A 12,525-nucleotide genomic window follows, 5' to 3' on the forward strand; every position below is an offset into this window, starting at 1 on the left:
GGAGCATAGCTGGGTAGCTACGTATGGAAGGGATAAGTGCTGAAAGCATCTAAGCATGAAGCCCCCCTCAAGATGAGATTTCCCTTGGAGTTAATCCAGTAAGACCCCTTAGAGATGATGAGGTTGATAGGTCTCGGGTGGAAGCACGGTGACGTGTGGAGCTGAGAGATACTAATCGGTCGAGGACTTATCCTAAAAATAAGAATTGAATTCACACTCAAGAAACTTATATGTATGTTATCTAGTTTTGAAAGAATGATTTCTTTCAACTAAATATATTATCTAGTGGCGATAGCGAAGAGGTCACACTCGTTCCCATGCCGAACACGATCGTTAAGTTCTTTTGCGCCGATGGTAGTTGGGGTTTTACCCCTGTGAGAGTAGGACGTTGCTAGGTAGAGTAAAGACACATTCCAATTGGAGTGTGTTTTTTTGTGCTCCTGCGTCTACCAGCATCGCTTCGTAGTAGGCTTCCTCGAAGCAAAGCTGCATGTAGCCATTTCAAAGAAGTAACTCATGAAGTGATTGAAGTCAGTAGCATTTCTGCGTCTGCTAGTAACGCTTCGAAGTGTGCTTCCTCGATGCAAAGCAGCATGTAGTAAATTCAAAGAAGTAACTCATGACGTGATTGAAATTAGTAGCTTTTCTGTGTCTACGATTGGTGCCTGGTGACACTGACCGAGGCGCCTTTTTAAATTTTTCCTATTGTGAAACAATATTCTTCGGGGTGTGACACAGGTACGAAACCACTTAACAAAAATAATATGATACACAAAAGAGTAGTAAGTAGATAAAAAAGAATTTATAATAATCTCATAGGTAGGTGAGCGGAATGGAAGATAGAATTCTTGGAATCTTATTAGAACTACAAAAGGATATGAAAGAAGTAAAAAGTGACATTCAAGAAATTAAAGGAACTGTAAACAGAATTGTGGCTTCTCAAACTATAGATGTAATAGGAATGTTGAAAGTGACCAAAAAGAAAACGGATTTTGAAGTTGATTATCTTAATAATAAATTAACCGAAATGGACAAGCGATTGTTTAGCCTTGAAAAGAGAGTTGAAAATTAATTGTTTAAAGCACTGGCGAAAAGTCAGTGCTTATCTTTATGGATGAATAAATTATTAGTAGTACAACGATACTGGTAATAGAATAACCCTTTAAAGAGACGATTGCATTCAGTGATCGTCTTTCTTAGTAGACTCATACTGTGCAGCAAGCAATTAACCAATTATGCATAGATACTAGTAGTTTCATTCTTTTTGTACATAATTCATTATTTTCTGGTATTCTTTTTTATGAAGATCATTAGACTGTGAAGGGTTTCGCTTAAAGTATCAAAGCAGGATAGTTGAATATTATATTTTACGTAGGTGGGAAAAAGAAGGTAAAATTACTTCAACAAGAACTTCCGGAGGGCACAGGAGATACACTACCGAAGATTTATCTAACGTTAATAAAAATAAAGTTAAAAATCCTAAAATGACTATAGGATATTGTAGGGTTTCTTCTTCAGATCAAAAAGATGACTTGAAAAGACAAGTTCAAAATGTTAGTCAATATTGCACTGCTAATGGTTACTCTTTCAAAATTGTTGAAGATTTAGGTAGTGGATTAAATTACAATAAAAAAGGATTGAAAGAGTTGATTGTTTTGATAGAGTCCAATAAAGTTGAACGTATTGTCATAAACTATAAAGATAGGTTATTACGTTTTGGATTCGAAATTTTGGAACAAATATGTGAATTTCACAATGTGGAAATCGAGATCATAAACCACAGCGAAGATAAAACATACGAACAAGAGTTGGTAGAAGACATACTATCTATCATTACTGTTTTTAGTAGTAGGTTGTATGGAAGCAGAAGTAAAAAAACTAAAAAAGTCAAGGAAACTATTGAAAATTTGTGATATTCAACCGAAAAATCAAGTTAATCACTACAAAAGAACAAGAATTACAGCTAGATGGACAATCAAAAATGTGCAATTGGTTATATAATCAATTATTTCAATTAGTAGAAGAAGATTATAAAAACGGTAGACAGGAAAAACTATTANACGGGCGTAATTTAAGGAACAAAGTTCCAAAAATTAAAGCACAATCTCCGTTTTTGTACAAAGTTCATTCATCTCCTTTGAAAAATACAGCCTTACGTTTAAAAGAATCGTATGATAGATTTTTCGATAAAAAATTAGATAACCAAAAACCAAAATTTCGTTCTTGGAAAAAGAANTGGTTTTCTCTTTTTTACGATGAACCGAACAAAGGGTTTAAACTCCTTGATGAAGGTAAATTATCTATTACTTTCGGAAAATTATCTGTTGAAGAACATCAAGAATTAAAGAAAAAAGATAAAAAANTAAAGAAACAATTGTCTACAGTAGTTACTTTAGTAGAANCGTTGGCTCTCNGAGAGAACGAAAAGGTTAAAACACNTCGTATCACTAAAGATATTGGTGGATATTATGCTATATTTACGATTGAAAACTCAAAAGGAATAGAAATGGTTAAGGAAAACTCTTATATCGTTTTTGACCCTAACCACAAGAATTTAGCTGTTGGTATAGATCATAAAGGACGTTCTTACGAGCTTAAAGCGTTATCTTCAACACTAAAGTATTGGGATAAGCGTATCGACCAAATAAAATCAAAACGTGATAAATGCGAACGTTTTGCCCGTTTAGTTACAACACCAAACACACAGTATTGGAAACCAAGCAANCGTTGGAATTATTTGAATCGTGCATTAGAGCGAGCTGAACTCACTCGGCGAGAACAAATTAAGCAAGTGTTATACAGTTATGCTCATTACTTCAGTAAGAAGTACGACCATATTTTGATTGGTGATTATGTACCAACTCCAGACGTTGCAAAGCATGGTTCCATGAAACGTGCCATGTTAAATCAAACACCAATTGGACAGTTTCGTAAAATCCTTGAATGGGTTCAAGAAAAGAATAGAAAATATTATACAAAAGTTGATGAAACAAGCACTACGAAAGCGTGTTGTGTTTGTGGTCATCACGAAAAGAAAGAACCTGATGTACGAGTATTTACGTGTAAAAGTTGTGAAACAACAATGTATCGTGATATGAACAGCGTTGTTAATGCGTTGTTAATATTGGTAAGAAAGAATGAAACGTGCCATGTTAAATCAAACACCAATTGGACAGTTTCGTAAAATCCTTGAATGGGTTCAAGAAAAGAATAGAAAATATTATACAAAAGTTGATGAAACAAGCACTACGAAAGCGTGTTGTGTTTGTGGTCATCACGAAAAGAAAGAACCTGATGTACGAGTATTTACGTGTAAAAGTTGTGAAACAACAATGTATCGTGATATGAACAGCGTTGTTAATATTGGTAAGAAAGAAGGAAAGTTATTGCCACGCTTAGGCTATGTAGGCGTGAAATCCCCTACATATACGGTTTGGTGGGATTGGAAACGACAATCTATTGTCCGTGGAAAATACCGTCAACTGGCTAGTGTAAATGAGTCACTAGGAGAAATTAAAAGAACTCTTCGCCTGAAGAAGAGTTCCTCTTAAATATTATCTAAAAATGCTCAACTTTGAGTAATTTTAGGTGAGTTAAGGGAAGCGGTTTAAATGATAGAAATAGAATAAATTTATGAAGTAATAGTTTCTGGAATGTATTATCTGAATGTATTATGGTTTATCTAATGGAGGTCTTAATTATGAAAGAACACATTATTGAAGTAATTAGACAAATTGAGAAAGATAACGGTGTTAATATATTATTCGCTTGTGAATCTGGCAGTAGAGCTTGGGGGTTCCCTTCTAAAGACAGTGATTATGATGTTCGGTTTATATATATCCATAAACCAAACTGGTATTTATCAATTGATCAAAAAAGAGATGTTATTGAAATACCAACTAGGGATCCTATATCAATTCCGATTCATCCTTTATTAGACCTAAGCGGATGGGAGTTAACAAAGGCACTAAGACTATTTAGAAAATCAAACCCTCCTCTTTTAGAATGGCTTAAATCAAGTATTGTTTATTACCAATCTTATTCAACAATAGATAAAATGAGAGAACTAGATAAAAATATATTTTCACCAACTTCTTGTTTATATCATTATTTGAACATGGCAAAGGGAAATTTCCGTGATTATCTTCAGGGAAATGAAGTTAGGATAAAAAAATACTTTTACGTACTTCGTCCAATATTAGCGGCTAAGTGGATTGAAAAATATAATACTATTCCACCATTGGAATTTCAACCATTATTAGAAGATATATTGCAACCTGGAGAATTAAAAGAGTCTATTTCTACATTATTAAAACGTAAGATAGCAGGTGAAGAGTTAAATCTTGAACCAAGGGTAGATATTATTAACGAATATTTAAACAAGGAAATAGAGCATTTAGAGTCTTATACAAAAAGATTAAAATTAGATATTCCTGATCCGACTATTGAGCTTGATCAGTTATTTAGAAGTACATTAAAAGAAGTTTGGAATGAAGAGTTAACGGAGTTGTTTAACTAAAGGTAGCTTTAATGGAGGAGATAATTACATGAAATTCTTTACTTACATTATTTGTTTCAGGCGTTAGTCCCTTAACCAAAGAGAATTTATTATAGTTCGTAGCTGTACTGTGCATAACTAAGCAAGGGTGGTATATATAATTCCTAATTACAGCGTCACTTTCTAGAATCTCTTTTAAAGCTTGAAATCGTACCGAACGTAAAGTATATAAAAACTTGTGTCCTCAAGAGAACTCATTCTAGTTTCGCTAGAACATCGAAAATTCAGATGGAGTCTCAACTCCACCTGAATGGAAGTTCCCACCTACACTACGCTATGAGGTAGGGGTCTATGACCCTGATATGAACAAATCAGTTTGATTAATTAACTGTTATAAGCACTGACTAAGAAAGTAACGGGTTCAGTTTTGGGAGGGAAAACGTTAATTCACAGGTGAATTATTACATTTAACACTCCAATCCCAAATGAATTAACACTATAATTAGCATTCAAAAAAGCAGAGACAATGAATTTATCATCTATCTGTGCTTTTTAATTATATTTTCTTCCCTTAATGAACTAACGCCCCCTTATCTTGAAGAAGGAGCTCTAATAAAATTAAAAATTGTTTTTGATATTAAAAATGTAAAAAAAGAGAGCGATTGATTCGCTCTCCTAGAATTAAGATTTTATATTATTTAAATTTCCCAAAAGTTCTTTCCAGTTTGAAGGGAAGCCAATAAGAGCGAAGTCTATAGACTCTTCATATTCGGATATAAGAGCATCCAAATCCATTAAAAATCTGTTACCTTCAGTTATATAAATAGCAGAGAATATGTACTGATTACCAAAATGCTTGAAATCATCTCTTATTTTATCTTTCATGATCAAGTAAGTCATTAAAAAACACAGTAACTTATGATGCTTCCAAACGTAACTTACTCTTCAAAGAAAGCATTACCTCCTTGTTGAAGTAACGCTCACCGTTTGTTGAATAAACCTTAATAAAAATAAAAAATTCCTAAAACGATACCAATTAAGATAGCGGCTTTAATCCAAATAGTCTTAGTACTAACTCCAACTTTTCCCTCTAATTGATAGATATAATGGACTATTATAGTCATACCAGCCATAATCAGAAAAAGACCTTTAAGGTTTTCAACTACTTTAAGAAATTCGTAAGTACCAATAAAAACAAGAACTATACCTATTGCACCTAAAACCATATTAAAATATAAATTTCTATTATTACCTTCTTTCAAATTAACACCTCCAGTATTTTACAAACCTGCTTCGTTGAATAACGATTTGGTTACAATTATTTTAACGTTAAATTCCATAATTCCTTATAAAAATTATTTTGTTTTGAAAATAACATAGTAAATTGTACCACTTTTATCATATGAAAAAGAAGGAGGACAAAACCTATGAACTCTCGCCAAAAGGTATGCTAAAACACCTGCTATTTTTAGTGTCGATTCTTACCAAACGTTGTTATAACAACAAAAAATATGCTGTAAAACTATTACGAATTTGTACGGTATTTCTATTGATAATTGATGATTTCCCTCCCAAAACTGAAACCGATACTAAGAAAGTCAATGCTTTTCATTTAGGTACAAAAAAACCAAAAACGGTTGTACGTATTTTGAGTAAAACAGCGACAATAGAAGGGAAAGGTAACAACTAGTTTTGTTTAGAAATCGTCAAACGGAAATACAAAAGGAGATTTTCTGCATATGTTTTACAATTGAGAAAGCTCTTTTCGTAAAGATTGTGGCTTTTTTTAAAGAAGAAATAAAAGTAAAGGGAAAATATTACTTTTTGTAGTATAATTGTCAAAACGGTTGTTCTAAGATTAGGGTAGTCAAGAAACATCTACACAGTATATATTGGAGAGATTGAAAATTATCAGATCGAGCCAAACAATGATATATATGAACAAGCTATAGAAATATACAACGATTTGGAGCAACATTATTAAGATAAAATTACAAGTTCCCATTCATTCGTAGTAAAAACTTAGACATAGGTAGGTGATAGGATGGAAGTGTTAAATGTCAATTTAAAACAAGCGAGTTACTATGATAAGAAGGATGCCATTAAGGATATTACCTTTGTCATTTCTCAAGGAGAGCTTGTTGGTTTGATTGGTCCCAATGGTGCGGGGAAAAGTACCATTATTAAATCCATACTCGGACTCATGGAGGACGTGGACGGGGAAGTGGTGATGGGACAAGAAAGCAAGTTTGCGTATATTCCCGAGCATCCTACTTTTTATGATGAGCTTACGTTATGGGAGCACATTGAACTGGCCAAGGCTGTTAATGGGATTGAAAGGGATAGCTACTATAAGGAGGCCGAAAAATTACTAACTACTTTCCGCTTACAGGATGAAAAGCATCACTATCCTGGCTCCTTTTCAAAAGGAATGCAGCAAAAACTCATGATTATTATTGCCCTCTTAATAAAACCAAAATTATATATTGTGGATGAGCCATTTATTGGTCTAGACCCAAAAGCGATGAAAGATTTTATATCTTTGTTAGAAGAAGAACAGCTTAGGGGAGCAGGAATACTTATGTCTACTCATGTGTTGGATACGGCGGAAAAAATATGTGATCGGTTTCTATTGGTTAATTATGGAAGGTTGATAGCGGCGGGTACCTTGGAGGAGATTCAAGGGAAAAGTGTCTTAGAAGGCTCCTTGATGGATTGCTTTTATGTGTTGATGGAGCGAGACAATGACTAGTGTAAAACAATTATTTTTTCTCCGGTTAAAAAAAGAGTGGGGCTATCAATACGGTGTTTGGAAAACTGCTGTTGACTGGGTAGTATGGCTGTATATTTTAATCCCTGGTTTAGGGATTCTAGGCTATCACTATTATTTACTATGGGAAGGAACAGCCGAATGGATAAGCCAGTTTCCGGTGCAATTTTTCTGGCTTCCTTTGTTCTTATTAAGTCGCATTGGAACGGTACGTCTATTTATAAGGGAGGGAGATTTGCTGTTTTTAAGGCAACGGTCCAACTGGTATTATCCGTTATTACAGCTCGGAGTTTCCTATACACTAGTAAGAAACGCTTTAGTTCTCACTAGTTTCGCTATACTCCTTCTGCCCATTTGGCTTATATACATAGGCGCTAGCAATACGGAAATTATTATTGCGCTATGCTTTGGGTTTCTTTTTCAATTGTTTAGCCAGTTAGGAAGGCAACTGTTGGCATTACGTTATCGAAGGTGGAGATTAACCTTATATAATATGCTATTTTTGATGGTCACTTTTCTATTGTTCCAGATGTTTTTCCTTGGGAATAAAACGATTCAGGCTATTCTTTTCCTAGGTTTTGCTTTCGCCTGTTATTGGTTATTGAGAAAGAGGCTGCATCTTACCTCTACCTTTTTCGAAGATTGTTTACGAGAAAATCATGAGAGGCTAAAGCTCGCCAGTATCTTTATTTCCGCAAGCGGATATAAGTTAGAAAAAAAGCAGCGGAAACGGCCGTGGTTTCTATTTGCAAAATCTACAATACTATTTAAAGAGAGAATTCCTTCAAATTTATTGGCAGAGCTATTTATTAAATTTACCTTAAGAAACAAATCAAAAATATATAGTATCCTGCAAATTACTGGAATAGGGGTGGTTGCGATTTTAATTACTCCCGTTTGGTTGAAGTGGGTGATATTCGTTGTGTGTCTTTTTTCCGTTATCCAGTTTATCAAATGGAGTTGGCGTGATATGAGGACACAATCCTTTTTTAAGCATTTTCCTCTTCAAGACGAGGAAAATCTATTACCAGGATTAAGAAAAGCTATTTTTCTGTTGGGACTTCCAAGTTGTATGATCTTGGGACTAGTAACGGGTTGGGGCGGTGGCTCCTTGCTACTTGGAGGGGTAACTGCCATACTCAGTCCCCTGTTCAGCTATTTCTTCTTTATCAAGGATTCCTTGTTAAACTAATGAATACGAGAAAGCTGAACTAGAACAAATTTTAAATATAGATGAGCAACAGATTTCCTCTTTAATCAAATGATTTGTTCTTAAGGGGCATAGACCCCCACCTCTAAGGGTAGCGTAGGTGGGAACTTCCATTCAGGTGGAGTTGAGACTCCATCTGAATTTTCGATGTTCTAGCGAAGCTAGAACGAGTTTTCTAAAAAAGTAGTTGTTTTAAGTTATTGCAGTCGGGTACGATAACAAAGATAATCTCTTCTTGTGCTTTGTCTAATGAAACTTTAGCTTAAGCTTTTCAAGGCAAATCGTACCCACAGAGGCTATGAGTCGTGTACTTAAACGGTTTTCTGTGGTTGCATATAGACATAGATAAATGGTGCTTTCTATTAACTTTTTTTAAGAACACTTACTCTTTGGAAATAAGGATTGAGGAGAGGAAAATGTTTAATTTTTTTCTTTTAGTTGACAATAGAAAAAAAGTTATTATATAATTATCTCGAATTCAAGATAAATTAGAAGGATGGTTTGTATGGATAATCAGGACAATAAACGATACGAAGAAGATTTGTCTTTAAAGTTATTTATTGTTTTATCACGAGCTTTACAATCATTAAAAAAGCGAGTGGAAGATGACATAAGGTGTTTGGGACTAAATCCTACGGAGTTTGCAGTTCTTGAGTTGATTTATAGTAAAGGTGATCAACCCATACAAAAAATAGGTGAAAAAGTACTCATTGCTAGTAGTAGTATCACTTATGTGGTAGATAAGTTAGAAAGGAAAAATCTATTGGAGAGAAAAGCATGTCCTAAAGATCGCCGTATCACATATGCAGCACTTACAAGAGAAGGAACTGAATTAATGGATGATGTATTTCCTAAACATAGAGCAGCAATTCAAGAAATATGTAGTGGTTTAGATATTAATGAAAAAATGATGTTGATTCAGCAATTAAAAAAGTTAGGGTACCATGCTGGAGGCAGTTAAATTTTTTTAGTATATATCTTGAATTCATAATATATTAATTAGTGATAATGATTTCTAAATTAATTAGAAAGGAAGGTCATAGTAAGTAGAGAGGCTAACAAGAAAAGCGCAAGCGCCTTGGTCACGAGCGATAGGCGCTGAAGCTAGACAGTTTCCAAATTAGAAATTTATAAATTCTGGTGATTATATAAAAAACAGTGAATGGAAGATAGGAGAGAAAACTATGCTAAAAAAAATGGAAAGTAATCATATGGGCTCAAGTAACCTTGGGTGGTTAAGAAGTAAATTTCATTTTTCCTTTGCGGATTATTATAATCCAAATAATATTCAATTCGGCGCCTTACGAGTAATTAATGACGATCTCATAGACCCGAAAACAGGGTTTGATACACATCCTCACCGAGATATGGAGATCATTTCTTATGTAATAGATGGGGAACTAACTCATAGCGATAGCATGGGGAATAAAAATACAATTTCTCGTGGACATATCCAATACATGAGTGCAGGAACGGGTGTGTTTCACAGCGAGCATAATTTAGGAGAAAGTATATTGAGGCTTTTGCAAATCTGGATCTTGCCTGATCAAACCGGACATCAACCTAACTACGGTGATTTCAAATTTAATTGGGAAGACAGAAAGAATCGTTGGTTTCATATGGTTTCAGGTACAGATGGAGATGCCCCTATTAAAATTCATCAGGATGTTAATATGTATTCCATAGAATTGGAGCAGGGCAAAGAGATTCATTTTCCTGTAAAAGAAGGAAGGCAGGCATATTTAGTACAAATAGAAGGAACTTCAACAATAAATGAGATTCAATTATCAGACCAAGATGGAATGGAGATTGTTGAAGAAGAAATTACAGTTAAGGCTGTGGAAACATCGCACATTCTAATTATAGAAATGAAAAAACAAAATTAAAAACTTTCGAGATCATCAGCTTTTAAATCTTCAACATACGACTATATAACAGTTATTGATCCTGTAATCAAAGAAAAGATACAGAAACTAGCGATAAGTTCTTCAGCAGTTGTTACGTTTTCGGAGAAAAAAAACGTTTCTAAAGGCTTCTAAAAATTATTTAGTCATGTACGAGACTGGAAATTCTTAAGCCTGAATAAAAATTTTTTAAAAGATATCTTGAATTAATAATAAATAAAAATATTATATACTGAATTAAGATAAATGAATTTGAATTTTACGTTTATCCCACTCTTAAGGGGCAGGAAGACCCCCACTGAGTGAAGTTCAGCTTAATAAAAATGAAATTGGAGGAGAAACGATTATGTTAAACAAAAATGAAATTGGAGCATTTTTATTACGTGTAGTGTTAGGGGTTGTGTTTTTAGCACATGGTGCGGCGAAGTTCCAAGGTGGTATTGAAAATATAGCCGGTTGGTTTGATAGTATTGGGTTACCCGGAGGCCTTGCATATATTGTAGCAACGATTGAATTAGTTGGAGGAATTGCTTTAATCTTAGGATTTGGAACACGGATTGTTTCTGTATTGTTAGGTCTTATCATGGTAGGAGCAATCTTTAAGGTTAAATTAGCAGCAGGATTTTTTGATGGTTATGCTTATGACCTCGTTTTACTTATCATATCTGTTCATTTAGCACTAAATGGGAGTAAGTTGTATTCTCTCGGTCAATTATTATTAAGAGGTAAAGAAAAATTTTCAGCTTAATTATCTTGAGTTAAAGAAAAATGAGATTGAGATATTTGTTAAGGAAAAAGAACATTGGAAATGATTTATTTTCAATGGAGGTGGTTCTTATTAGGTTAAATTATTGAAAGGAGAAATTAATATGGGATTTTTAGAAAAAATATTTGGAAAAACAAAGGAGTCGAATAAAATGTCAAACGTAAAATTAGCAGTCATTTATTACAGCATGGGTGGAACAAACTATCAATTATCGAAATGGGCTGAAGAAGGCGCGAAAGAAGTTGGTGCAGAAGTAAAAGTATTAAAAATTCCTGAACTTGCTCCTCAATCAGTCATCGATGAAAACGAAGGATGGAAAGCTCATGTTGAAGCAACAAAAGATGTTCCTGAAGTAACATTAGAAGACTTAGAATGGGCAGATGCAATTATTTTCAGTGTTCCAACTAGATTTGGTAATATGCCAGCTCAAATGAAACAATTCTTGGATACAACAGGTGGTCTATGGTTTCATGGAAAGCTGGTAAACAAAGTGGTAAGTGCAATGACCTCAGCACAAAATTCTCATGGCGGTCAAGAAGCAACAATCCTTTCTCTATACACAACGATGCATCATTGGGGCGCGATTGTGGCATCACCTGGTTACACAGATCCTGTTCAATTTACTTCTGGTGGGAATCCGTACGGTGTAAGTGTAACAGTTGGTCAAGACGGAAAAATGATTGAAGACGTAGAAGCAGCTGTAAAACATCAAGCAAAGCGCACAGTTACAGTTGCAGGCTGGGTGAAAAAAGCAAATCAATAAGTTGACTTTATCCCACTCTTAAGGGGCAGTAAGACCCCAATGTCATCAGGCTAAGGATACAAAAATTGGAATGTTACTTTGAGACTGCTGAAAATATTAGTGATTTAAAGTTACAACATTAAAAATAAAAAGATTAGGAAATGTTCAAACCACATTTCCTAATCTTTTTTGTATTTTGGCTCTTTAAAAGTAATTTACTAGGCTATTTCTAACCCATTAATGTAATAATTCGTTTCATATTTACTACGAAGAGTGTTGTTGCACTTTGTATGTGCATACCTAAAAGACCCTGGGAATGACTTTTTTCAAAACCATGGCGATTTTTTATCTCGGCGTTTTTAGCTTCATAAGCGGCAGCCATTAAATATCTCACCACATAATCTCCATTTATTTCATTTATTGTACCAAAAAAAGGAGACAATAAAAGGCTATCTCATTGGAGTGGAGCCTTATAAGGTAAGTTTTCATTTAGGAATGAGCCAATATTTAAAGAAAAAATGGAATTTGATAATAGGCGATGTGAAAAGGACAATAGAAAGGTTAATTACTACCTTTAAATGACGTAAAAGAGTAAGTATTTATATCATAATGCTTACTTTTTTACGTCATTTGTA

The 12,525-nt window shown here is 34.1% G+C and carries 13 protein-coding genes and 2 rRNA genes; 13 read left to right on the forward strand and 2 right to left on the reverse strand.

What is annotated here, in order from left to right; all coding sequences use genetic code 11:
- The 7 genes from BKP45_RS08480 to BKP45_RS08510 all read left to right on the forward strand — a co-directional run.
- A 23S ribosomal RNA gene (locus BKP45_RS08480) occupies positions 1-195 on the forward strand; the annotation flags it as partial.
- A gap of 86 nt (positions 196-281) precedes the next feature.
- Positions 282-397: ribosomal RNA gene (rrf, locus tag BKP45_RS08485) — 5S ribosomal RNA — on the forward strand.
- A gap of 435 nt (positions 398-832) precedes the next feature.
- Positions 833-1,072: a hypothetical protein gene (locus BKP45_RS08490; RefSeq protein WP_071389303.1), complete on the forward strand. Its 240-nt coding sequence runs from the start codon at positions 833-835 to the stop codon at positions 1,070-1,072.
- A gap of 277 nt (positions 1,073-1,349) precedes the next feature.
- Positions 1,350-1,913, forward strand: a complete 564-nt coding sequence (locus tag BKP45_RS08495; protein WP_071389304.1) for an IS607 family transposase — start codon at positions 1,350-1,352, stop codon at positions 1,911-1,913.
- On the forward strand, positions 1,910-3,184 hold the full coding sequence (locus BKP45_RS08500; RefSeq protein ID WP_071389305.1) for an RNA-guided endonuclease InsQ/TnpB family protein: 1,275 nt from the start codon (positions 1,910-1,912) through the stop codon (positions 3,182-3,184). Before BKP45_RS08495 ends, BKP45_RS08500 begins: the two co-directional genes overlap by 4 nt.
- Positions 3,138-3,551, forward strand: coding sequence for a zinc ribbon domain-containing protein (locus tag BKP45_RS08505; protein ID WP_084787765.1), 414 nt, complete (start codon positions 3,138-3,140; stop codon positions 3,549-3,551). The genes BKP45_RS08500 and BKP45_RS08505 overlap by 47 nt, the downstream gene beginning before the upstream one ends.
- 149 nt (positions 3,552-3,700) lie before the next feature.
- Complete coding sequence (locus BKP45_RS08510; protein WP_071389307.1) at positions 3,701-4,519, forward strand: nucleotidyltransferase domain-containing protein; 819 nt, start codon at positions 3,701-3,703, stop codon at positions 4,517-4,519.
- Positions 4,520-5,499: 980 nt separating this feature from the next.
- Here BKP45_RS08510 and BKP45_RS08520 read toward each other — a convergent pair.
- Positions 5,500-5,760 carry a hypothetical protein gene (locus BKP45_RS08520; RefSeq protein WP_071389309.1) on the reverse strand — a complete coding sequence of 87 codons (261 nt, stop codon included), beginning with the start codon at positions 5,758-5,760 and terminating at the stop codon, positions 5,500-5,502.
- A 782-nt stretch (positions 5,761-6,542) separates the two neighbouring features.
- Here BKP45_RS08520 and BKP45_RS08530 point away from each other — a divergent pair.
- The 6 genes from BKP45_RS08530 (at position 6,543) to wrbA (ending at position 11,911) form a co-directional block, all read left to right on the forward strand.
- Positions 6,543-7,250: an ABC transporter ATP-binding protein gene (locus BKP45_RS08530; protein WP_071389311.1), complete on the forward strand. Its 708-nt coding sequence runs from the start codon at positions 6,543-6,545 to the stop codon at positions 7,248-7,250.
- Positions 7,243-8,460, forward strand: coding sequence for an ABC transporter permease (locus tag BKP45_RS08535; protein WP_071389312.1), 1,218 nt, complete (start codon positions 7,243-7,245; stop codon positions 8,458-8,460). The genes BKP45_RS08530 and BKP45_RS08535 overlap by 8 nt, the downstream gene beginning before the upstream one ends.
- Before the next feature lie 523 nt (positions 8,461-8,983).
- Positions 8,984-9,439: a MarR family winged helix-turn-helix transcriptional regulator gene (locus BKP45_RS08540; RefSeq protein ID WP_071389313.1), complete on the forward strand. Its 456-nt coding sequence runs from the start codon at positions 8,984-8,986 to the stop codon at positions 9,437-9,439.
- A 223-nt stretch (positions 9,440-9,662) separates the two neighbouring features.
- Positions 9,663-10,364: a pirin family protein gene (locus tag BKP45_RS08545; protein WP_071389314.1), complete on the forward strand. Its 702-nt coding sequence runs from the start codon at positions 9,663-9,665 to the stop codon at positions 10,362-10,364.
- A 364-nt stretch (positions 10,365-10,728) separates the two neighbouring features.
- A complete protein-coding gene (locus BKP45_RS08550) occupies positions 10,729-11,130 on the forward strand; it encodes a DoxX family protein (RefSeq protein WP_071389315.1) in 402 nt (133 codons plus the stop codon).
- A 121-nt stretch (positions 11,131-11,251) separates the two neighbouring features.
- Positions 11,252-11,911, forward strand: a complete 660-nt coding sequence (gene wrbA, locus BKP45_RS08555; protein ID WP_071389316.1) for an NAD(P)H:quinone oxidoreductase type IV — start codon at positions 11,252-11,254, stop codon at positions 11,909-11,911.
- Positions 11,912-12,119: 208 nt separating this feature from the next.
- Here wrbA and BKP45_RS22480 read toward each other — a convergent pair whose 3' ends face one another.
- A complete protein-coding gene (locus BKP45_RS22480; RefSeq protein WP_169824084.1) occupies positions 12,120-12,284 on the reverse strand; it encodes a hypothetical protein in 165 nt (54 codons plus the stop codon).
- Positions 12,285-12,525 lie beyond the last annotated feature (241 nt).

This window comes from Anaerobacillus alkalidiazotrophicus, assembly GCF_001866055.1.

Excerpts from the sequence above, each read along its gene's own strand:
- BKP45_RS08490 (WP_071389303.1), top strand. The coding sequence starts at position 833 with ATGGAAGATAGAATTCTTGGAATCTTATTAGAACTACAAAAGGATATG.
- BKP45_RS08505 (WP_084787765.1), top strand. The coding sequence starts at position 3,138 with ATGAAACGTGCCATGTTAAATCAAACACCAATTGGACAGTTTCGTAAA.
- BKP45_RS08510 (WP_071389307.1), top strand. The coding sequence starts at position 3,701 with ATGAAAGAACACATTATTGAAGTAATTAGACAAATTGAGAAAGATAAC.
- BKP45_RS08530 (WP_071389311.1), top strand. The coding sequence starts at position 6,543 with ATGGAAGTGTTAAATGTCAATTTAAAACAAGCGAGTTACTATGATAAG.
- BKP45_RS08535 (WP_071389312.1), top strand. The coding sequence starts at position 7,243 with ATGACTAGTGTAAAACAATTATTTTTTCTCCGGTTAAAAAAAGAGTGG.
- BKP45_RS08540 (WP_071389313.1), top strand. The coding sequence starts at position 8,984 with ATGGATAATCAGGACAATAAACGATACGAAGAAGATTTGTCTTTAAAG.
- BKP45_RS08545 (WP_071389314.1), top strand. The coding sequence starts at position 9,663 with ATGCTAAAAAAAATGGAAAGTAATCATATGGGCTCAAGTAACCTTGGG.
- BKP45_RS08550 (WP_071389315.1), top strand. The coding sequence starts at position 10,729 with ATGTTAAACAAAAATGAAATTGGAGCATTTTTATTACGTGTAGTGTTA.
- wrbA (WP_071389316.1), top strand. The coding sequence starts at position 11,252 with ATGGGATTTTTAGAAAAAATATTTGGAAAAACAAAGGAGTCGAATAAA.